16 protein-coding genes are annotated in these 22647 nt (G+C 51.9%); 8 read left to right on the top strand and 8 right to left on the bottom strand.

Annotation, left to right across the window (positions count from 1 at the left end; translation table 11 throughout):
* Positions 1-287: 287 nt before the first annotated feature.
* From AABA21_RS06550 to AABA21_RS06535, 4 genes are all read left to right on the top strand, one after another.
* On the top strand, positions 288-1235 hold the full coding sequence (locus tag AABA21_RS06550) for an aminoglycoside phosphotransferase family protein (protein ID WP_338248179.1): 948 nt from the start codon (positions 288-290) through the stop codon (positions 1233-1235).
* Positions 1236-1409: 174 nt separating this feature from the next.
* Positions 1410-1859, top strand: a complete 450-nt coding sequence (locus tag AABA21_RS06545) for a thioesterase domain-containing protein (protein WP_338248178.1) — start codon at positions 1410-1412, stop codon at positions 1857-1859.
* A 478-nt stretch (positions 1860-2337) separates the two neighbouring features.
* Positions 2338-6390: a DUF6788 family protein gene (locus tag AABA21_RS06540; protein WP_338248177.1), complete on the top strand. Its 4053-nt coding sequence runs from the start codon at positions 2338-2340 to the stop codon at positions 6388-6390.
* A 949-nt stretch (positions 6391-7339) separates the two neighbouring features.
* Positions 7340-8468 (top strand): IS3 family transposase gene (locus tag AABA21_RS06535; protein ID WP_338248176.1). Its coding sequence is split into 2 segments (ribosomal slippage): positions 7340-7618 and positions 7620-8468, totalling 1128 coding nucleotides; the frame shifts between segments, so codons are not numbered across the junction.
* Between the two features lie 335 nt (positions 8469-8803).
* Here the strand turns inward: AABA21_RS06535 and AABA21_RS06530 are convergent.
* From AABA21_RS06530 to AABA21_RS06515, 4 genes are all read right to left on the bottom strand, one after another.
* Complete coding sequence (locus tag AABA21_RS06530) at positions 8804-9484, bottom strand: histidine phosphatase family protein (protein ID WP_338248175.1); 681 nt, start codon at positions 9482-9484, stop codon at positions 8804-8806.
* A gap of 131 nt (positions 9485-9615) precedes the next feature.
* Complete coding sequence (locus AABA21_RS06525; RefSeq protein ID WP_338248174.1) at positions 9616-10272, bottom strand: response regulator; 657 nt, start codon at positions 10270-10272, stop codon at positions 9616-9618.
* A 12-nt stretch (positions 10273-10284) separates the two neighbouring features.
* Positions 10285-12414, bottom strand: a complete 2130-nt coding sequence (locus tag AABA21_RS06520) for an ATP-binding protein (protein ID WP_338248173.1) — start codon at positions 12412-12414, stop codon at positions 10285-10287.
* Positions 12415-12572: 158 nt separating this feature from the next.
* Positions 12573-13208: a hypothetical protein gene (locus AABA21_RS06515; RefSeq protein WP_338248172.1), complete on the bottom strand. Its 636-nt coding sequence runs from the start codon at positions 13206-13208 to the stop codon at positions 12573-12575.
* A gap of 483 nt (positions 13209-13691) precedes the next feature.
* Between AABA21_RS06515 and AABA21_RS06510 the strand changes: the two genes are divergently transcribed.
* A complete protein-coding gene (locus AABA21_RS06510; protein WP_338248171.1) occupies positions 13692-15938 on the top strand; it encodes a cellulose binding domain-containing protein in 2247 nt (748 codons plus the stop codon).
* A gap of 158 nt (positions 15939-16096) precedes the next feature.
* A complete protein-coding gene (locus AABA21_RS06505) occupies positions 16097-17515 on the top strand; it encodes a cellulose binding domain-containing protein (RefSeq protein WP_338248170.1) in 1419 nt (472 codons plus the stop codon).
* A gap of 273 nt (positions 17516-17788) precedes the next feature.
* Here the strand turns inward: AABA21_RS06505 and AABA21_RS06500 are convergent, their stop codons facing one another.
* From AABA21_RS06500 to AABA21_RS06490, 3 genes are all read right to left on the bottom strand, one after another.
* Positions 17789-18226, bottom strand: a complete 438-nt coding sequence (locus AABA21_RS06500) for a VOC family protein (RefSeq protein WP_338248169.1) — start codon at positions 18224-18226, stop codon at positions 17789-17791.
* 97 nt (positions 18227-18323) lie between these two features.
* A complete protein-coding gene (locus AABA21_RS06495) occupies positions 18324-18812 on the bottom strand; it encodes an NAD-dependent epimerase/dehydratase family protein (RefSeq protein WP_338248168.1) in 489 nt (162 codons plus the stop codon).
* Between the two features lie 10 nt (positions 18813-18822).
* Positions 18823-19233 carry a pyridoxamine 5'-phosphate oxidase family protein gene (locus tag AABA21_RS06490; protein WP_338248167.1) on the bottom strand — a complete coding sequence of 137 codons (411 nt, stop codon included), beginning with the start codon at positions 19231-19233 and terminating at the stop codon, positions 18823-18825.
* A gap of 147 nt (positions 19234-19380) precedes the next feature.
* Between AABA21_RS06490 and AABA21_RS06485 the strand changes: the two genes are divergently transcribed.
* Together AABA21_RS06485 and AABA21_RS06480 are read left to right on the top strand one after the other, a co-directional pair.
* Complete coding sequence (locus tag AABA21_RS06485; RefSeq protein WP_338248166.1) at positions 19381-19899, top strand: Lrp/AsnC family transcriptional regulator; 519 nt, start codon at positions 19381-19383, stop codon at positions 19897-19899.
* A 305-nt stretch (positions 19900-20204) separates the two neighbouring features.
* Positions 20205-21122 carry a CPBP family glutamic-type intramembrane protease gene (locus AABA21_RS06480; RefSeq protein ID WP_338248165.1) on the top strand — a complete coding sequence of 306 codons (918 nt, stop codon included), beginning with the start codon at positions 20205-20207 and terminating at the stop codon, positions 21120-21122.
* Positions 21123-21293: 171 nt separating this feature from the next.
* Here AABA21_RS06480 and AABA21_RS06475 read toward each other — a convergent pair whose 3' ends face one another.
* Positions 21294-22538 (bottom strand): glycosyltransferase, encoded by a 1245-nt coding sequence (locus AABA21_RS06475; protein WP_338248164.1) that lies wholly within the window; start codon positions 22536-22538, stop codon positions 21294-21296.
* Between the last annotated feature and the right edge of the window lie 109 nt (positions 22539-22647).

Raw genomic sequence — 22647 nt, 5'->3', positions numbered from 1 at the left:
ATAACTCCTGTAATACATATATAATGTATATAGCATTTTTATCGTATCACGCTTATCTCATCGTCACTCTTCAAGCCCAACTCTCTCCATAGTGTACCCCCGATCAGGTTATTCTGAAAAGAGAGGGGTGTCAGTTTGTATATTGTTGGCGAATGATACGGATGGTGCGCATTGCGCACCATCCGTATCATTCGCCAACAATATACAAACTTGCTAACTTTGAAGAGGATTGTCTATACTATTCTATGTAGTGATGTACGTTGTTGTTCCATATAATGAGAAAATATATGTCAAATATTAATATGATTCCTCTGCCATGGCGCAACTATATCTTGCAGCTGCCGATGCTGGCGGAAACGGTACGGTGGGAATTGCTCCGCAAGTGGGGGCTTTCCGAGGTGTGGCGCATTACGATGCGCAATGGAGCGACGTGGATCGCCAAGAAGAGTAGCGGCTCAATGGCTGTGGAGCTTCCTATTTATCAGGAGGTTCTATCACCACTGCATGCACCACGGCCACAACTCCATTCCTACTGGTTGGGCGCATCCGAGCATCTGTTTATCTTAGAGGATGTTGGTTTTGACACACTTGAGCGGCAGCCTCAGACGGAACATTTCCTGGAATCCGCCCGAGTGCTGGCACGTCTGCGTTGTGCCGCGCTGGTGCAGTTGCAGCACGAGAATGTTAGCAGCTTCGAACAGTATCGCATCTCCGCTGATTACTATCTGCAGGCCCTTGATTATCTGCTCCAGTGCGGTGAGCTGGAGACGGAGAAGAAGGCGGTGCTGCAGGCTGTGAAGTGCTGGTTGCCGGACCAGTTGCACGACCTCTACCGCCAGCTTCCCCTGACCCTCTGCCATAACGACTACCATGTCAAAAACCTGGTTATCAGCGACGATACCGTCGTCCCGGTTGACTGGGCTATGGCCTACCTCAGTCCTTACCTGGGCGATCTCTATAGCCTGGTGCACGCAGGCGCTTTTCGCAAGGTGGAGACGCAGCTTATGCTGCAGGCTTATGAGGCCGAGGTCAGACACTGGGCAGCGACGTATCCTGATGTAGAGCCTATGCTGAGCCGGTCGCTTGAGTGGCAGATCGCCCTTGGCGCCGTCTGTATCCTGATTACCAGCATCCGCTGGACGCTGACCGAAGCTATGTACGAACTGCCCGAGACAAAAAAATGGATCCCCGCTATGATCCGCAATATCGACCAGTATGCACAGAAGATATCCTGAAAAGCCAGAAGAGGACGAGGTTGCAGCCTGCGATCTCGTCCTCTTTTTGTTATCTGCGAACGTGCCCTCATCCACCACATATAAAAAAACCAGCATATGTATTTGATGGAAGTGCTTAAAACAGGATACACTGTAGACGCTTATGATTTTATGGAGAAGGCAGGCAGAGATACTATGCAGGATAGTTTGCGCGAACTCCAGACGCTGCTCAATACAGAGATACCAATCACCCGGCATTTTAATCTGAAGGTGGGTGCCTACGATGAACGCGTGCTGCGCCTGGACGCACCCCTGGCTGAGAATGTCAACCATGCTGGCACCGCCTTTGGTGGTAGCCTGAGCGCGCTGTTAACCCTGGCTGGATGGAGCATGCTCTGGTTTATGCTGCAGGAGTACGGACTGCAGGGAGAAATCATCATTCAAGACAGCACGTGCCGCTACCTGGCCCCGGTAACAAAGGACTTCTCGGCGTATTGCTATCGTCCCACAAATGAGCAGTTGGGGCGCTTTGAGAATATGCTGCGTGCCCATAGGAAAGGGCGCCTGGAATTAATGGCTGATATCCGCGAAGGCGATATCCAGTCTGTTTCCTTTGTTGGCCGTTACGTGGTGCGATTATCCTGAGCTCACACAGAGTCTGGAACTTTTTCATAGGGCGAGAAAGAATGTAGTAGTGGGTCCAGTCCTATGAAAAAGTTCCACATACAATTAACTATAGTACCCCTTATTTTTTGCATATGAAGAACATCGTTTTTACAAATGTTTTCCTCCCCATTTTTTAATACTATTTTCATACCATAATGAAGTTTTATTTATCATGATATATACTGCCTGCTGTACAGTATTTGATATGCCAGGGGGATTGTTCGTCTTTGTAATGATCATCTTTTCACGGGATGGGAATATTGCCCGGCATGGACGGCAGGCGGTTGGAAATAGCTTCGGACTCTCGTTTTTATAGATGCCGGATACCGACTATGCCTCTCAGTGAGGAAAGAAGCGGAGATGGAAGCGGTGAAAGCATGGTCATTTTTAAAGTTAATATTCATTCATTTTTAGATAGATATAGGACTTTCGGGTGGCGAACTCAGGAGCACGTGCGATGAATACGAAGATCACCTATCACCAGCAGGTCAGTTATTGTGGAAAACCACGTTGTAAGCGGTGCCGGGAAGGGGTCGGACATGGTCCCTATTGGTATGCTTATCAGACGGTAGAGGGGCGTACGACTCGCACCTATATTGGAAAACATTTGCCGCCCGAGGCGGAAGCGACGATGCTTGGCAATCAGCAGCCAGCGACCGCGCAGACGAACGAGAAGGACCAGGCTGTTATCCGTATTTATACCCTGGGACAGTTCCGTCTGGAGCGGCGCGATCCGCGTGATCATCAGGACTGGCAGACGGTGAAGGACGCTTCATGGCAACATCAGCGGGTGCGTGCCCTGTTGGGCTGCCTGGTCAGTGTGACGGGACGCAAGCTGGGGCGTGAACAGATTACCGAGGCGCTCTGGCCCGATCTGGATATAGAGACCGCCGGTAGTCGCCTGGACCGTGCCGTCTATAGCCTGCGCCAGGTGTTTGAGCCGGGCCGCAATCGTCCCGCAACCTCGCCGCTCCTGTTGACCGAGCGTGAAGTTCTGACGCTGGCGGATTCCTCGCAGATCTGGGTGGATGCCGATGTCTTTGAGCAACTGCTGACGCGGGCCCATGAAATGAAAGATGATGAGGATCTTGGCACCAAAGAGAAGCTGCTCAAGGAGGCTGCCAGCCTGTACGGTGGTGAGTTCCTGTCCGAAGATCGGCGCAACGAATGGACGCGTGCGCGCCGTGAGTCGTTGCAGCGTAGCTGGATTGGTCTGTTGCTCGAACTGGCGGACCTGATGATTGCCCGCGATGCCCTGGTGCACGCGATCGAGCCATTGGATAAATTGATCGCGGTAGATCCCACCAATGAGGCGGGCGTGCAGCGACTGATGATCGTGTTGGAGAAGCTAGGACGCCGTGGTGAGGCCTTGCGCGCGTATAAGAAGCTTGATAAGGTGCTGCAGCAGGAATATAATATCGCGCCCCTGCCAGAGACGCGCAAGCTCTATGATGATCTGAGGCGTGACCGCAACAAGGCCCGGGCTAGCGAGGCCGCCGCCGAACAGGCGACACGCGACGCCAACAGCAATCCTGGCGCGGTGACCGAGTCACCTTCGGTACAGATCGGTCGTAGCCATCAGAGTCCGCTGGTGGGCCGCCAGCAGGAATTAGAGCAGCTGCATGAGCTGCTGACAACGACCGAGCAGGCGGCCCGGTTCCAACGCCGCTCTACCGTAGCCACCCTCGACCCCAATCGCCGTCCACAGTGTGTGCTCTTGATGGGTGATGTCGGTATCGGCAAGACGCGATTGGCCGAAGAGCTGGGCCGCGAAGCCAAGAAGCGCGGCTGGGCCGTGGCCTGGAGCCGCGTCTATGCCCAGGAAGGCACCATCCCCTATCGTCTCTGGACCGAAGTGCTGCGCAAAGCCATGGACCAGGGCGTCTGGCAGCGCCAGGAGGTCAAGCGACGCCCGCTGGTCTTCCAGCCACTGGGTACCCTGCTGCCCGAAATTCACGACCTCCTCGCGACGGTCAACTTCCCCTCCTCGCTCTCACCCGAGCAAGAGCAACTGCGCCTCTGGGAGGCGGCCCGCGAACTTCTCACCCTGATCAGCGAGAGCACCCCGCTCCTGATCACCCTGGACGACCTGCAGTGGGCAGACAGCAGCAGCTGCGAACTACTGGCCTACCTGGCACGCCGCACCTATGGCTATCCTATCACCATCGTCGGCACCTGCCGCGAAAACGAGCTCGACCCCAATAGCCCCCTGCGCTCGCTGCTCACCGACCTGCGCCGCGAGAACGCCGTCGAAACCATCTCCCTGGACCTGCTGAGTAAAGAGCAGATCAACGCGCTGGTCTCCCAGGTCTCGCATGCCCCGGAAACCATGATCGAAGAGATCACGAAGCGCGCGGGCGGTAACCCTTTCTTCGCAGAGGAACTGGCCCGTAGCGTTGTCGACGCCCCCGCGTCCGATATATCTACGAACCGAGGCAGCAATGACAACCTGCCCGACACCATCAACGCCGTACTCGCCCTGCGCCTGACGCGCCTGAGCGAAAAATGTCAGCAACTGCTCGGTAAAGCCGCCGTCATCGGCGGCTCCTTCGAATTTCAGGCCATCAGTGAAATGGAATCGCAGCTCCCCAACCACGAAGACGTCGTCCTCGACCTCCTCGAAGAAGCCCTACGCTCCGGCATGCTCACCGAAGAAGGCACCGGCACCAGAATCACCTACCACTTCTGGCACCCCCTGCTACAAAATTATCTATACGAACGCCTGTCTGCCGCGCGCCGCGCCAGCCTCCACCGCAAAGCCGCCGAGGTTTTACGAAATCTATACAAAGATAATGAAGAAAATGGCGCAGGTACTATTACTTACCACCTTGTTAATGGAGGAGCAGATGATCAGCTGATAGTTCACTATGCAGATTTGGCGGCTAATCAGGCGTATATGCTTTCATCTTATAAAGAGGCTGAAGAACTTTATCATATTGCAATAGAGCATTTTCATTTGAATGATTACTTGCGTTTGGCATATTTCCGAGAACGTTTAGCTGAGTGTACAAGAGTACAGGGTAAAGATGAAGAAGCACGTACGTTTTATGAGAAATCTTTAGATATACGTCGTCGTTATATGGTTGAATCTCAATCGCAAACTTCTATACAAGAAATACAGCTTCAGGCCATGTTGCTTGGTGAGATAGGAAGAACTTTTTATGATACAGGTGATATGGTAAAGGCTGATCAATATCATAGCCTTGCAGAACAATTGCTTAAAGACTCAAACATCGTAGATGGACCAATCTTAGCGAGAATACGCTTGCAACAAAGTTATGTTCAGTGGCGCATCGGTAATTATCAGGAAGCCCGTGCTCTTGTTAATGAGACTTTGAGATTGTTTGAAGGTATATCGGATACCCAAAGAAACAAATTAGTCGTTAATGATCCTAATTCTTATATTGGGCGCGTTTTTCAATATGATCCTGTTGACCTCGGTCGTACTTATATTGTATTGAGTAATATCGAAGCGGCTAGTGGCTTATGTAATGATGCATTACCACACTTAAATAAAGCAGTAGAAATATTTGAACAATATGATAGGCCAAGGGAAATTGCCATAGCTAGCTGCAACATGGGGGACTTATATTTAAGACTAGCTGAATATTCTCAAGCGCAGTCTAAATTAAGACGCTCTCTAAATGACGCAGAACGTATTGGCGAGATGCCTTTAGTATCTGTAGTAATGGGAAATTTAGGAGTATTAGATCTGCGAATTGGAAATTTCTTGGAGTCCCAAAAAGAATTGCGGCAAGCAATTTTACTGGCTGAGCACTATACTAAAGACCCGATAATTTACAGCATCTTCTGCTCATATTTATCTCTCGCATATCAAGAAAGCGGACAAATCACCGAGGCTATTGCTGCATTAAAAAAAGCATTAGGGATTGGAAGGGTTACATATGCAGCTCCTTGTGTAGGATTGGCTTTAATCGCACTTGGCAATCTACGTTTTGTTCAGGCGATGAGTGGTTATAGCATAGATAAATCTAATACTAGAAAAAATAAATTGCTGAGCCGCGCCAAAAGGACACTCGTTCAAGCAATTCATTATGAGGGTATCGAAGCTGAAGCAAGAACCGAAGGCAGGCTTATTCTGGCGCAAGTATTGTTATCACTGGGAGAAACTCAATATGCTTTTGAAGAAGGTAGTAATGCTTTTGAAGAGATAGAACAATATGGATTACTAGGCTTTACTGCTCGTGGTCAACGTGTTTTAGGAACTATCTACAGTAATCTAGGTATGAGAGACCAGGCTTTAGAATATTTTAACCAAGCTTTGTCTGCGATTCGTAAAAATGAAAATAAATTAGAATATGCACGCATTTTATATCAATATGCAACAACGATTTTTAACGCGGATGGTGAAAAGAATAGAAAATATAATCTTGCTTTAGACTATTTACACGAATCTCATAAAATTTTTGTTGAAAATAAAGCGTTTTTAGATGAAAAATTATCAGAAAAACTGATCCATAGATATAGCACACAGGAGAATAAAGTGTGAAAAGGCACATTAAGGATAACACTGTAGCTCTTCTTAAACCAAGAAGAGCTACTTCCATTTTGACATCCAAAATTCTTGCGATCTCCATCTCATTTAATGACCTTCATCCAATCTTGAGATTTTCATCTATAAATTGCTAGTTTTCCCTCCAAATCAGAGACCCCCCTACTTAACCACCTAGACTCATTGTACTGTGAATTATGGATAAAAAGAGCCATAATTCACAGTACAATCATGTATATTTTTATCAACAAGTAACGAGCCAATTGAATATTGGTGCAAATGCTGTAAAGCAAGAAAAGCATCTTTAGGTGTTAGTATTTGAATCGATTGATAATTGTTCACTTGACACGCCACGCCAGCCGGTGGAACCCCAATTTAGTGGGATTTGAGTATATTACTCAGCAGAAAGGATTAAGGCCATGGTTTTTGCACTGCGCAACAAGCAACTTTTGATGACAGTTCTGATTGCTCTTTTTACTTTGCTCGCAATAGTTTTTGTGTTATTGAGTTTAGCCCATTTCAATATACATCAGGCTCTGCAAGTAGTGCCTAATATTATATATCCACGCAGCTGATCAGCAGGTAAAAATCATGTACGCATGACATGCTGAGATAGTTAATGCAGACCACCGGTTATTAATCTAAGGAAAGGAGAGGTTCAGATGTCTCATTTTGATTAGCATGAAGATTGATACATAACAATAGACGAAGCGGCCCGCCGTGATCGATTGATCTAGAAGGTGGGCCTCTTACTGTTTTGGCGGATTAATTTATATACCCGGTACCAATGAGATAATCAAAGTGTTCATCGCTCCCAAACCAAGAGAATGTTTCCCGCGCGAAAAAGCCTCCCAATAACGAAACGTATATAATGGGGGCGGAAAACTGGACAGGTCAATGAGATAAAATAGCAGGAAGGAGACAAGCATCCGCAAGGAGGAAAACCATGGCACGTTCACCAAAAAAGTACAGCAGCAATTTCAAAGCAAAAGTGGCTCTGGAAGCAATAAAAGGTCTGAAAACAATCAACGAGATATCTTCAGAGTATGGAGTGCATTCTACCCAAATTACGCAATGGAAAAAGCAAGTTCTCGATGAGCTGCCAGCCATCTTTGAGCGTCCTGGATCTGAGCGAGCGAAGAATGACGACGCCTTGATAGCAAGCTTATATCAACAAATTGGTCAACTCAAAGTCGAGGCAGATTTCCTTAAAAAAAAATCAGATCAGTACCGTTGAAGGCAAGCGGTTCTTGATCGAGCCCAATCACCCGCACTTGTCGATCGCGCGCCAGTGTGAACTGTTGGGTTTAGCTCGTTCAAGCTATTACTATGAGCCTGTGCCTGAAAGTGAGGAAGATCTGCTGTTGATGCGATTGCTTGATGAACAATATACGCGGACTCCCTTTTATGGAAAACGGAAAATGGTGGTGTTCCTTCAAGAACAAGGATATACCGTCGATCGGAAACGAGTACGACGGCTGATGCAGCGGATGGGCCTGGAAACGATCTATCCAAAACCACGGGTGAGCCTGCCGGGAGAACCCTCGGTACGCTATCCCTATCTTCTGCGTGGTATGAGCATTGATCGGATTGACCAGGTCTGGAGCTGCGATATTACCTACATTAGCCTAGCGCGAGGCTCTGTGTTCCTGATGGCGATTATTGATTGGTTCAGCCGATTTGTGCTGGCGTGGGAACTTTCAACGACATTGGATAGCAGTTTCTGCTTGGAAGCGCTAGACCGAGCGTTACAAGCGGCCCGGCCAGAGATTTTCAATACCGATCAAGGTGCCCAATTCACGAGCAAAGACTTCACTGGTCGTTTACTCCAGTCAGCTATTCGTATCAGTTGGGATGGGCGTGGACGGGCGTTAGACAATATTTTTGTGGAACGCTTATGGCGCAGTGTGAAATATGAGGAGGTCTATATCAAAGACTACCAAACCGTGTCCGAAGCGAGAAAAGGATTAGCAGACTATTTTCATTTTTACAATTACCAACGGTACCATCAGTCATTAGAGTACAAAACACCTTTTGCAGTGTATCGACCTGATTGTTCACCATCAATTCTCTAATACTGCTGAGTTCTCTCTTAAAATTGGCCCATTTCTGTCTAGACAAGTGGTACCACCATAGTAACCCCCTCGTAGCGGCATAGCACCGCGGCCTATCTGATATGTTGACCCTCATAGATGCAGCAGTGCGTGCCTTGTGCATGCCGTCCCGTTGGCGTACGGAATCTCGATTTCATGAGCCTTGCGTATCATGAGAGTGGGGCATGCATTTTTGAGCATGCAAACCACCAACATAATTATTTCCAGGTACGGGAACACCTTCGTACATGGTGGACGTTGTGGATGCGAACGTATGATGATCCACGGAACAATTTTATGGTTGGTTGATTTATGTTTTATACGCTGCGACCCTGGGCGCTTTTTTCGAGCTGGGGCGATGATGGTTTGATCTCGTGGTGCGAGACGTCGGCGTATAATGCGATGCGGGCCACGCCGTTCTCGATGACAATTTTGGTGAGGGAGGTGGGGTGGATCACCGGAGGCTCCCAGAGGCGGGCGAGCGGACGATCTTCAAAGCTGCTGACGATGGTTTTGAGGGTCACGGCGTGCGTGACGAGTAGGATGGTCTGACCTGTATGTAGTTCGATCAATGCATTGACTTTAGGGAGTGCGCGCTCACTCACCTGCGCGAAGGTCTCGCCACCGTTGAGGGCCTGGTATTCCTGGGGTGCATGCCAGAAGGCGAAGTATTCAGTCGGATGTTGCTGCTTGATCTCGCTGACCAGCTGTCCCTCCCACGACCCCAGACCGATCTCTTTGAGCTCATCGCAAGGGATGACCGGTTGCGTACGCTGTCCCCGAATGATCTCAGCGGTGTGGTAGGCGCGTGTGCTGGGACTGGCATAGATGGCGGCGAAGTCTACATCTTGCACAGCATCGCGTAGCCATGTCGCCTGTTGCGTGCCCAGTTCCGTCAGATCAGAGTTGGCGTGGCCCTGCATCCTTCTCTCCGCATTCCAATGCGTCTGGCCATGCCGGGTGATATAGAGGGTAGTTGTCGTATTATCGTTTGCCATGCTTTTCATATATCCTCATTGCTGTGTCACTGATTCTGCACCATCGTCAGTGCTGTGGTAATTCCTCTCTACTATAGCACATGCATAGCGCGGATGAGGATGATGCATGGGTATATTCATTGCCTCGTCAGCTAGCCTAATCCAGCCTGGCGGGCGCGTAGCACGGCCTGGGCGCGATCGACCACCTGGAGCTTGCTAAGGATATTGGAGACGTGGTTACTGACGGTTTTGGGACTTAGCACCAGTTCCTGGGCGATCTCGGCATTGCTTTTTCCCATCGTGATCAATGTGAGTATCTCACGCTCACGTTCGGTCAGATCTGGGAAGCTGCTGGCCGGTAGGATTGGCTGCATATTGGCGAAGTACTGCATCAGGCGGCGCGCGATGGGTGGACTGAAGATGGCCTCGCCGTGGGCGACCACGCCGATGGCGCGCAGCACCTCGGTCTGGTCGGCTCCCTTAAGCAGGTAGCCCCGTGCGCCAGCTCTCATAGCGGCAAAGACCGAGGCATCATCCTCCAGCATGGTGAGGACCAGGATGCCGATGTGCGGATTGGCCTGAAGAATGTGGCGGGTGGCCTCGATGCCGTTCATTTCGGGCATATGCAGGTCCATCAAGATGATCGAGGGTCGCAGGGTCGCCGCCTGGGTGATGGCTTCCTTGCCATTGGCCGCCTCGCCCGCCACCTGAAGATCTGGCACCGACGAGAGCAACGCGCGCAACCCATTGCGCACCAGGGGATGATCATCAACCAGCAGGATGGTCAGGGGTTCATGTGTGCTGCTCATATCTTTCCTTCTCTATTCCTTTACCAGGGGCAGGCTCGCCAGGACACGTATGCCACCGGTTGCTATGGGGGTGATAGCGCAGGTACCACCGATCTCGGCCGCCCGTTCATGCATCGCATGTATACCTACACCTGCGCGATACTTCTGTGGCAGTCCCTGTCCATTATCCTGGACCTCCACCAGCAATGCTTGATCGCAAATAGACAGGTGTATGGTGCAGAAAGAAGCCTGCGCGTGGCGGATCACATTGGAGAGCGCCTCCATCGCTATGCGATACGCGGCCACCTCGACGGCGGCCGGCAGTGGAGGCAACGGCTCGTTCACCTCCACCACAACCTGTACATTATTGAGCTGATATTGCGCGACCTGTTCCCTTAATGCTCCCGGCAGACCCCACTCATCCAGAATCGGCGGACGCAGATTATAGACCAGCTGCCGGATATCGCTGATGGAGGTCTGTGCCTGAATCTTCAGCTCTCTGAGGAGCGACTTAACCGTCTGGGGATCGGTCTCCAGCAGATTATAGGCGGCATCCAACTGAAACGTTATGCTGGTCAGGGCCGAACCCAGGCCATCGTGGAGATCGCGGCGTAAGCGCCGCCGCTCTTCCTCTCGGGCCGTTACCAGCTGGGTACGCGACTGTTGCAGCTCGCCGGTCAACCGCTGCAGATCCTGCGTTAGTTGTACCGCGTGCGCGGCTGCACCTGCCTGCCGCGCCAGTTCATCCAGCAACATGCGATCGGCTATGGAAAAATCTTCGCCCTCCGCTCGTTGAGCCAGTATCAGTTCACCGATTGATTCGGTACGATAGACCAGCGGCAACACCGTTAACTGTGTTCGGGGAGATCCATAGGCCGCTACCGTCACGAACTCCTCTTGCTGCTTCAAGGTAATCGCGGCATATGGCAGCTTCAATGCCTGCGCCACCGTCTCCACAATCGTTGGTAGGATCGCATCAACGGCCAGCGTGGCCTCCAGGCGCTGTCCCAGGCGCGAAATCACGGTATAGGGGGTATCGCGTTCTCCAAACATCAATCTATTGACGGCGGCCTGAAGGCGCAGGCGTAGCGGTTGAAAGATGACAGCCACCAGGCCGGTAGCTAGCAGCGAGATAAACAGATTTCCGCTGGTCTGCAATACCGTTCCCAATAAAACCACCACCAGTATATAAACCAGTACCACACAGGCGGTCAACGCAATATAGACCAGCGTGCGGTTGATCAGGATATCGATGTCCCATAGATGTGAGCGCAGCACAGCGATGGCGATCGAAACTGGTAAGGCAAGTAGAAAGGCGTACAGCAGCACATTGCCAAAGGTCATCCCAAAGGGAAAGGTGGTCAGTATTAACAGGCTGGCGATAAAGCCACCGAGAGCCAGTGAGAGGCCAAATACGACCCATTTGGTCTGCTGGCGCTGAGCGGGTGTTGAGATGCGCAGATAGCGATAGACCTGTACCGCGATCGCGCTCCCCACCAAAGGCAGAAACAGGAAACCTACCATGCCATTTGACGATAAAAAGGAGTTCAACAACAGGTTGTTGATGGCCCAATAGATAATCCAGGCCAGCGCCAGCCAGCGTGTCCAGCGCGGCTCGAAACGTCCACCGGGGAATAGATAGAAGAAGAGACCAATACAGCAATTGCCCAGGAAGCTCATGATCAGCGAGAGGCCATGAACAAAGGGAGGTAACGGTGTTACAGGATCGAAGGCGCTGAAGATGCCTCCAAAGGAGATCAAGGCCAGCGACGTAATCAGCACTATCGGCTCGTGATTTTTGTGCCAGGCGCGCCAGAAGATAAAGATACCAATGAAGATATAGCCAAGCTGTAAGATGATCAGGCTGACAAAGATAAAGATGGTGGCGTAGAGCTGGACAGACATACCGAGCGACTGTACTTCCTGCACCTTTTCAAGCGTCAGACGACCGCTCTGCAGGCAATCCCCGCTGCGACAGATGATAAAGGAGTCGGCGTAAGTGAATGGCAAGCGAATGCAGAAAAGCACAAGTATCAGGAGGGCGACCACTAGCCATGTTATACGCGCCAGGCGTAGAGGGGTGCCAGACAGGTTTGTGCGTGACCGCGCTTCGCGGATCTGTGCATCAGACTCGATCTCGGTACATCCATGTTCCAGGCTCATGCTTCTCACCTGTATTCTTATTGATGATGGGTGAATCATTATATTGTGTTTTTTAATTGTACCCAACAGAATAGCAACTGTATAGTTATCTATGTAGGGTAGAATCAGTACCAGGCGTTGGTCAAAGCCGCGACCATAACGCCTGGTCAAATCAGCGGTTAAGCTCGCACGCTAGTAGGGGGTGCGAAGGTCTCTTGCGCAACTGCTTCACGTCGCGACCAGACACCAAGGGCTATCCACGCTAGGGCGATCAATAGAATGGCTATGCCTACATCTGAAATCACTCGCGGTAGAAAGTTTCCTACAAAGCTAACAATTGCTCCGATAATGAGCAGGATACCGATCAGGCGAGAGCTAATGTGGCTGCGGAGCACCACGATCCCCAGCATCAGGCTTGCGATTAAGGTAATCAGACCCCCGATGATAAGAAAGATGAAGAGTCCCGCAGGCATAGCTCCATCCGCTGTCAACTTTGGAGCTTTCTCGGCCAGGAACGGCAGCACAAAAGCGATAATCAGCTCAAAGGCCATCGCCATCGCCAGCCAGATGAAGGTACCTACGACGCCAATCAAGGCCAGCACGCCGGCTTTTCTATAACTGGCCGCATAGACGCCCGGCAGACCCAGCACGGCCAGCATGGCGCCCACCAGGCGCACAATAGAGCTAACAACATTAATTGTGCTGGCCGGGTTTTGATCTCCCAGGAAGAAGCCTGGTACGATGCCCAGGATAACCAGCACGCAACCAATTAATAAGCTTAAAGCGCTCAAACGATACAGAGTAGTTGATGACATAGAGAATTGCCTCCTTGCAGGTGATCCTGCGACTTTGTATTCGGTAATATCGATGTATTTGGAGAATAACCTGAATCCTATTCCTGTGTCATGAGTGAAGTTCCCGTTGCTCAAGGAGATGTCAGTGGGCATTTTTCCCTCATAGGTAGGAAAAATGCCCACTGACATCTTTTATATGGCTCATTCAATGAATGATGTGAAATTGTTCATTGAATGGAGTAAGTGGGTAAAACTCAGTTGTTTGCCGACTGAACAAAAACTGAATGATTTTTGCATAGAAATTCGGTGATAAAAGGATGGACTGAATAGGATGTAGGGGTGTATAACAGTATTCATAGAAACATGTGTAGTTGTTCATGGATAGTATCACTTTTCATGAAAAAAGTGCCATTAATGCCGCGAACGGTTCAATGAACGAATCACTGATACATATGAATGCTGGAAATGATCCAGCACGGCTCAAACGTTCAATGGAGAAAAGAAATGAGGAGATCAACGCAGCGCTTTACGTGTGTGCTGGCAGTGGGTATGATCTTATTTACCGCTATACTGTCACTGCTCTTTGTCTTCCCCTCGACCCACGATTCGACCGCGCATGCCGCCGTGAGCGGATTCGTGACGCGTTCGGGTTCACAACTGAAACTAAATGGCAATAATTTTCGTTTCGCTGGAAGCAATATTTACTGGCTGGGACTCGATGAGAACGTCGGTGGTGTGAACTATCCGACGCAGTTCCGCGTCGATGATGCCCTGGATACTGCCAAAGAGATGGGCGCCAACGTAGTGCGCTCCCACACTCTTGGTATCTCCACCGGCTGTAGCCTCTGCGTCGAGCCTTCGCTGGGAGTCTTCAACCAGACCGCGCTGCAGCATATGGACTACGCCATCAAGGCGGCTGGAGATCGCGGCATCCGGCTGATTATCCCTTTCACCGATAACTACAAATACTTCCATGGTGGCAAACACAACTTCACCGACTGGCGCGGCATCTCCGATGAGAATCAGTTCTACACCAACAGTACCGTCATTGGAGATTTTGAGCAGTACATCAGCACGCTGCTGAACCACGTCAATGCCTATACCGGTGTGGCCTGGAAGGACGATCCCACCGTCATGGCCTGGGAGACCGGCAACGAGATCATTCCTCCCGATAGCTGGACTGAGACGATCGCCGCCTATATCAAGGGCCTTGACCACAACCACCTCGTCCTCGACGGCCATAGTGGTCCTGCCAGCTCTGAATATTCGTTGCCCGATGTTGACATGTATACCATGCACTACTATCCTATGAGTGTCTCCTGGGTGCAGTCGTATGCTCAGGCTGTGAGCGCCGCTGGCAAAGTATTCTATGTGGGTGAATACGGCTGGAACAGTGGTGATCCACTCAACAATTTCCTGAGCACCATCGAGAACACCAATACCGCTGGCGACACCTTCTGGTCCATCTTCCCGCATGCAGACAATTATGGATATGTGCAGCACAACGACGGCTATACCATGCACTATCCCGGTGACGACTCGACCATGCGCTCAGATGCCCAGCTCTTGCGTACCCATGCTTACAAGATGCAGGGGAAGTCGGTCCCCGCCGATGGCGTTCCGCCCGCTCCACTCATTACCAGCGTCTCTGGTAACCAGATTGCCTGGCGTGGCTCCGCCGGTGGTGATACCTATTCGATCGAGCGTGCCAGCAGCAGCAATGGCCCCTGGACCGTCGTATGCAATCGCTGTGTCACAGATAATAACGCACCCTGGACCGACTCATCACAGCCCGGCAGTGGCCAGATCTTCTATCGCGTGCGAGCCTATAATCTTTCGAGCGTCTCCGGCGCTTATTCGCAGACCTGGCAGGTGGGGGTTGGCAACATTGGTGGCGGTGGCGGCGGTGGTGGCACCACCGTCGTCGATAATCTCAACGACTTCAGCAATATCGCGTCCCATTCGGCTAATCTGACCTTTGACTCAACCAATACCCAGTACTTCAATAATGACACCTCGCGTCTGACGCGTAGCGCCACCTCCGCCGAGTGGGCGGTCTGGAAGCTCTCTGGCATGACCTCCTTCCAGGCTGACACCTACTACTGGCCGGGTCAGACAGGGGTGAGTGACTTTCAGTTCTACACCTCGGCGGATAACCAGACCTATACCCCGGTCACACCACAGACGAGCAACCTGGGCGGCAACTGGACCCACATTCAGTACATCGTGAGCGTTCCTACTGGCACCAATTATGTGAAGATGGTCTTTCCCACCAATGCGACAAATGCCTGGGACCCTCAGATCGCGCAGGTTACCTATAGCGGCAGCGGTAGCACTGGTACACCAACGCCGACGCCGACCAGCACCCCGACGCCAACCCCGACCAATACGCCAACGCCGACGCCAACCAGTACACCTGTGGCTGGCAATAGTTGCAGCGTCGCCTATAGCATCACCAACCAGTGGTCGGGCGGATTCAACGGCAACATCGACATTACCAATACCGGTTCAGCCACGATCAACGGCTGGACCCTGGTCTTCTCGTTCCCCAGCGGTCAACAGGTCACCAGCGGCTGGAACGGTACCTTTACCCAGCAGGGTGCGCAGGTGATGGTCACTAACGCCAGTTATAACGGCACGATTAACTCGGGTGCGAAGACCAGTATCGGCTTTAGCGCGAACGTGAGTGGTAGCAACAATAATCCCACCGCCTTCACGCTCAACGGCGCGTCCTGCAAAGTAACATCGTAGGTGCTGGGCTTGCCCCAGCTTTGCCGTGCGGCGGCCCCGTGCCCGGGCGCGCACCTTACACCAACGATACCAGCGCCCCTCTCAAAAGGGCTCCTGCATGGTATGTTGAATGTATTGCCCCTTGAGGGCGCCTGCCGCGCAGCGGCTAAGGAAAACCAATGAAAGATAGAAAGAACTCTAAGCGATGGCTTGTGAGTAGTGTGGCTGTTCTGCTGACCTGCTGCCTTGTGGGGGTCTTATTCATAAGCTTGCAGGTCACTCACGCGGCCACCGCCTACTGCCAGGCAACTTATGCCGTGACCAATCAGTGGCCGGGAGGGTATAGCGCCAATATTACCATTCAGAATACCAGCGGGAGCGCCTGGTCAAACTGGACCCTCAAGTTTACATTGGGGGCCAGCGGCCAGAGCGTTACGCAGGGCTGGAACGGTACCTTTACCCAGTCGGGCCAGCAGGTAACGGTGGTGAACGCCAGCTATAACGGGAACATGGCGGTCAACGGGATCGCTGTTCCCGGCTTCAACGTCAACACCAGTTCCAGCAGTGCGGCCCCCACCGCTTATAGCGTCAATGGCAATGCCTGCAGTGGAAGCGGTGGACCGACGCCAACGCCGGGCACGACCCCAACGCCTACCCCAACGCCAGGAACAACGCCGACGCCTACTCCTACTCCGGGACAGACCCCAACGCCGACACCTGGCTCTTTTGTGCCCAGCGTTACTCCAACGCAGTTGCAGCCTGGCGGAAGCCATACCGGCAACGCCACCTGGTTCTCTGGACTGGGCAGTCCTTATGGTGGCTGTGGTGTGCCCCAGGCCAATCTGGACTCGCAGAACTTTGTGGCCATGAACGTGCAGAACACGCCGAATGACTATACAACCTACCTTACACGTCCGATCGGGGCGCAAAACGCCAGCAAGATCGGCATGTTTAGCAACGGGCTCAACTGCGGACGCTGGGTGCGCGTCACCATCGGCGATTTCTGTACCGGTATCAACGATGGGGCTCAGAACATGCCTTTCTGCCGCAACGGCAACTGGATTACCGATAAGTATAACGGTGCGACACTCGACATGCTGGTAGCCGATAGCTGCCAGGATGGAAACGCCTGGTGCCGCGACGATCTCAACCACCTGGACCTGGCGCAGGACTCGCTGAACAAGTTTGTCCTCAACGGACAGCTTGTTGGTGATATGTATCCCAATTTTTGGCAGAACCGCCAGATTAGCTGGCAGTTCATTTCCGCGCCCAGCTATACCGGCGATATCCAGATCGGATTTTTGCAGGGGGCCAGTCCATACTGGTCAGCCATTTCGATCACGCACCTTGCCAATGGTATCCATGGCATCGAGTATTATCAGAACGGCACCTGGGTCAATGCATCCATGGACAGCGATCTCGGCCAGGACTATATCATCCTCCCAACCTCCTCTGGTGGTAAGGACTACCAGATCAAAGTCTTTGATGCCGATAATCAGCCCATCAATAATGGGCGCATCTATACATTTTCCTACCCTAGCAGCTGTGGATCATCGTGCCCCTCAGCCCTGGTAAACGTCCCTTATACTACCTCCTGATTGTAGGCATCATTTGGTAAGGGATAGAACAACTTGTTCTATCCCTTACCACCTGTTGTGCAGCATATAAATCTCGTAGGGCAATACAGTTTTACTCATCAGTCAGTTTATTCTCTTGACAATCTTCGCCTGCTACGGCTCCCTGAGCAGGAAGACAAGCAAGGAAAAGTTGAAAGCTCTCCCCTTTCTCAAGCTTTCCAGATAGAGAAGGTTGATGGATGAACTGAGGAGTGTCAAAACCGTCGTTTCTAAATACTGCCGGACGCTGGTCATTTAGTTGACTGGTTCCGCCAGCTCTAAAATAATATCTTCTGGGCCGCGAATGTAGCACAACTTATATGTATCTTCATAGTTCTGTATCCTGCCGACCATTTCCGCACCCTGCTTTTTCAACTTCGCAACAACTGCTTCAATATCTTCAACCACAAATGCGATATGGCGGATACCCGCAGTATTTGCTAGAGGCCGCTCTCTGTCTTTTTCGCCGATCGGCCTGTAAAATTGGATGAGCTCGATATTTGCTTCACCGTTGGATGTTCGCAACATGGCATAGGTGGCTTTCATATCATGAAGCCCGACCACATTATCCACCCACTCGCCTTCCACTATTCCTTCCCCCTGCAATTCCAGCCCAACTTCAAGAAAAAACGCTTTCGCGGCAGCAAGGTCGTTGACGACAATCCCTACATGGTCTATTTTATGAACCTTCACAGCTTCTCTCTCCTGCTCCTATATTTTATACAACTGGAAAGCATCCCGCTACAGATAGAAAGCCCGGTGAACGGGGCTCAATGGCACATGGTGATCTTCAATTGTTGCTAGCCTGAAGCCAGGCGATATAATCGGCGATCGCTTGCTTCGTCGTGTACTGTGGTTGATAGCCCGTGTCCTGCACGAGTCGGGTGATGTCCTGGTAAGGAATCGCTACTGGCTCGGCCCCCTCGTCCTCCCATGGCAGCGCGATCACCGCCTCCGGGATTACCTCTTTGATGGCAGCGACCAGTTCCTGATTCGTCGTTGGTCTCCCTGCGGCAATGTTGTAGACGCGATAATGCAGCGTCTCGGTCACCTGTAACAGCGCGACGGCATGGGCAGCATCCTTGACATAGCACAGGTCGGCCCCTTCTTGAGCACGAAGCCCACCGAGCACATTTGTAAGGTCAAGCTTCGTGCCTGTCACAGCAGCCTGTGCCAGGACGTTTGGGAAGGAGTTCCATGGGTTGAGCGGACCATAGATGCCTCCAAAGCGCATCTGTATGCACTCAATCCCAGTTTGTCTGGCGAGATAGTCGGCCACGATTTCATTCCTAAAGTGAAAACTCGATCACTTTTTCTGGAATCATGCGGAGAGAAAGACGACCCTGTCTGATGAGGTACTCAATCGATTGTGGTCTTGCGGCTTCATCTTGCACATAGCGCTCTACCAATCGTTCAATGTCCCGATGAACTATGCTCCTATCATCAGAAAGAGAAATGCGGCCGGAAAGGCTGATATAGCGATTGCCATCGGGCACACAGATCGAGATACGAGAATCACGACGAAGGTTTTTCGCTTTGTGGGTAGTGGCTGGAGCACTCATGACGATAGTCGCACCCTCTTCCAGCAGATACCACATCGTCGTCAAGTGGGAACTGCCATCCGGGTTGAGTGTACTTACCACCGCAAAATGGAAGTCATGCAGAAATTGCCTTGCCCAATCAGAAAGTTGATTTGTCATTGTTCTCTCTCTTTCTTTTGTCCAGAGTTCTCCTCACTCCACTTCACTCCACGCATGAGAGTATAGCTGAACGCAGCTTGTATAGGGAAGACAAAACACAACAGAAATATGCTATACTGCTTACAAAAAACGAGGAAAATAGGAAATATGGCTTTGCAATCAGAAAGGCCGCTTGATAGCACCGACTGGAAGATCCTGCATGAACTGCAACAGGACGCCCGCCTCTCCTCGAACGAATTGGGGAGAAGAGTAGGATTGTCTGCTCCGGCTGTGGCTGAGCGCTTACGCAAACTGGAAGCGGCAGAAGTGATCACGGGATACAGTGTCCGGATCGATCCCGCAAAACTGGGCATGCCGTTGTTGGCCCTGATCCATTTACGCTGTGACCAGGGTTTATGCCTGTTGCGTACGAGTACCTTAGAGGAGTTCCCGGAAGTGCTGGAGATGCATAAGCTTAGCGGTAGCCATTGTGCTGTGCTGAAAGTAGCTCTCGCTTCCATGCGGCATCTGGAAGCCTTCAATCATCGCTTGAGTGCTCATGGAGCACTGGCCGTCCATCTTATCACCTCCAGTGTCTTGTCACATCGCGTCATCGATTGGGAGCAATTTGACACAAAATTCGATCTCCCAAGCTATCCAGGGTGGAGCAAGCAAGAGAACTCTTGATCTGTGATTGGTCCGTTCCGTTCTTTGAAGCTCTTTCTCTGGCGTGCGTAGGCTCGCACACACTGAGGATTCTCAAATTTGACCGTTTTCTGGCACTTTCTGACCAGTTTTTCCAGTGGAGAAACGCATCACCTCCGCGTTGCAACTTGCTCGCCCTTAGCGGAATCTATCAGGGAAATTATGTCGGCACTCCAAAACCGATTAGGGTCAGAGGCGCGAAATCCGCGTCATTCAGATATTTCGCGAGCTATTATGGTACAATAAATATAGATGAATGCCGTGCCCGCACAAAAGGATTTGCATATATGCTCCTACCACAAAAAGGTCGCTTCTCAGTGGAGGTCAGCGACGCTGATCTGTCCGTGAAAGATGAGGATGTCACCTTAAAAGCCTCTGCAAGACGTGGTTTGTTGCTATTCTTCCTGCTCCTGATTGTTTGCTCTACCCTCGCTGCCTGGTTCGCCCTGGCCACACAAAGTGTGGTGAGCAGCTTCTTATTGATGTGGTCCCCTGGTTGCGCGGCTTTATTGACACGCTGGCTTCTGCACGAAGGGTGGCGCGACATCTCCCTGCGTTTTGGTGGTCATCGCACCTGGATCGCGATCGTGCTGGCGCTATTGACGCCGCTCGTGGTGGCGCTGCTGGCCTACGGGCTGGCCTGGTCTACCGGCCTGGCACACCTGGTTCCTTTTCGACCATCTCCCAGCCTGGGCTTCGCGATCAACCTGTTTGGGGCCAACGCGATGTGGCCACTGACCCTGCTCCTGATCGTCTCCTTTTTCGCGGCTGAGATTATCAATGCCACCGGCGAAGAGCTCGGCTGGCGCGGCTATATGCTGACGCGCCTGATCGACGCAGGCGTGCCGCAACCAATCATCGTCAGCGGACTTATCTGGTCCCTCTGGCACTGGCCGCTGATCTTTTTGACCGCGCCTGTTATGGGCTGGCCGGTCGTCTTTTCCGCTTGTATCTTCCTGGTCACCATCACCAGTCTCGGCTGCCTGGAGGCGCGCTTGCGTCTGCAGACAGGCAGCATCTGGCCCTCCGTAGTTCTGCACGCCGCCTGGAACAGTTTTATTGTAGAGATCTTCAACTCGCTCAGCCGTGACGGTGACACCTCGCACTGGACGGGTGAGTCCGGCCTGCTGGTCGCGGCCCTGATGGTTGTACTGGCCTGGCTCTTTCTCCGTGGCCAATGGAAACGGCGACGCTACGTAGAATAAGCAATCGAAAAAGATTGCTTATTCTACTGCATCAGTAACTCTTCAAGTCTGATTGACGCCTACGGCATCAACTTATGTATTCTTGTGCCGTTGTGGACATGTGTCGGCAATGCCGACACATGTCCACAACGGCACAAGAATACATAGCTCTGCGCAGCAGAGCAAGGGCATTTATGCATGCCTGCTACTTATCTGGCGGTATAGCTGCAGCAGCTTCGTGCTTTCTTTTTCCCAGCAAAGATCCTGGTGGGCGGCCCGCAGGGCGTTGGCACGCATGCGTGCCAGTTCATCTGTATTGCTGAGCAGCATGTTGATGTCCTTTCCGACATCGGCTGGATCCATCGAGCGTACAACGCGACCAACCTGGTAGGTATCGATAATCTCGCGTACCGCTTCCAGGGGGGAAGAGAGTACCGGCAGGCCAGCCTGAAGATATTCAAACAGTTTGTTGGGCAGGCACATGCGCATGTTCGGCGTATAATCCAGCGGAAGGATGGTCAGGCCGAGGTCGGCGGAAGCCGTCCATTCCAGCAGGTCATCATAGGGAACGGCCGGAATGATTTTGATATGCGCATCCACCCCCTGCAGCATGATAAGTTGCCTTAATTCCGCGCGCGTCGTGCCAATATTCTGACCCATAATGATGATCACGTGCTCGGGTTCCAGGTAGGCGGCCGCTCGCACCAGGCGGTCCAGGCCACGGTCGGGTTGAATATTTCCCTGGTAGAGGGCGATGCGCGTACGCCTGGACAGACCTAGATGCTGACGCAGGCGATCCGTCTTCTCACAACTACGATACTGCGGCAGGTTGCGCAGCAGCACGATGTGGGGGATGCGATAGTGCCGCTGTAGCTCCTGTACAATCGGGGATGATACCGTGATTACCGCGGTACAGCGCGCTAGCATATAGCGCAGGCACCCTTTCATGATGATATAAAAGAGGCGGCGACTCTTCGGCATAGCCGCCAGCGGCATATCCTGAAGCGGCATCTCATACGCCTCAAAGATCAGAGGCTTGCGCCGCACACGTGCAGCTATATAGCAGGCGGGTAGGGCCGTCAATTCGCAGGCATGATAGATATCGGCTGACTGCTTCATCAAGGCGATCGCCCCGCGTATAAACACCGCCAGAGCTGTGCGCCTGCCACGATGCTGGAAGCGCGTGAGCTCAAACTGCTGATTGACACCGATATGTTTCACCTGGTAATGGGAGGATTCCAGCGGCTGCTGAGAATGCGAGGCAGCCACATCTACGATCGTCACCTGGCATCCCGCGGCGGTCAACGTGGTCGCGTTGCGCTGCAGGCGTATATCGGCCTGCGCGTTGCGCACCACATGCATGCAGACATGGAGCGAGGCTGGAAGCTGCAAATTCTCTACATATTCATCCTCATGCGCAGGAAAAATCATCTTCATTGCCCTGTTCCTTATTTCTTTACGTGACGTACACGTATACGTATACGTGTACGTCAAATTATGGATGATTGAGCCGCCGGCCTGGTTGTGTCAGAAACTATTGGAAATG

The sequence above is a fragment of the Dictyobacter halimunensis genome (assembly GCF_036245075.1).
Note: the sequence above shows the minus strand (reverse complement) of the source record. Positions and strands in the feature narration are given on the sequence as shown.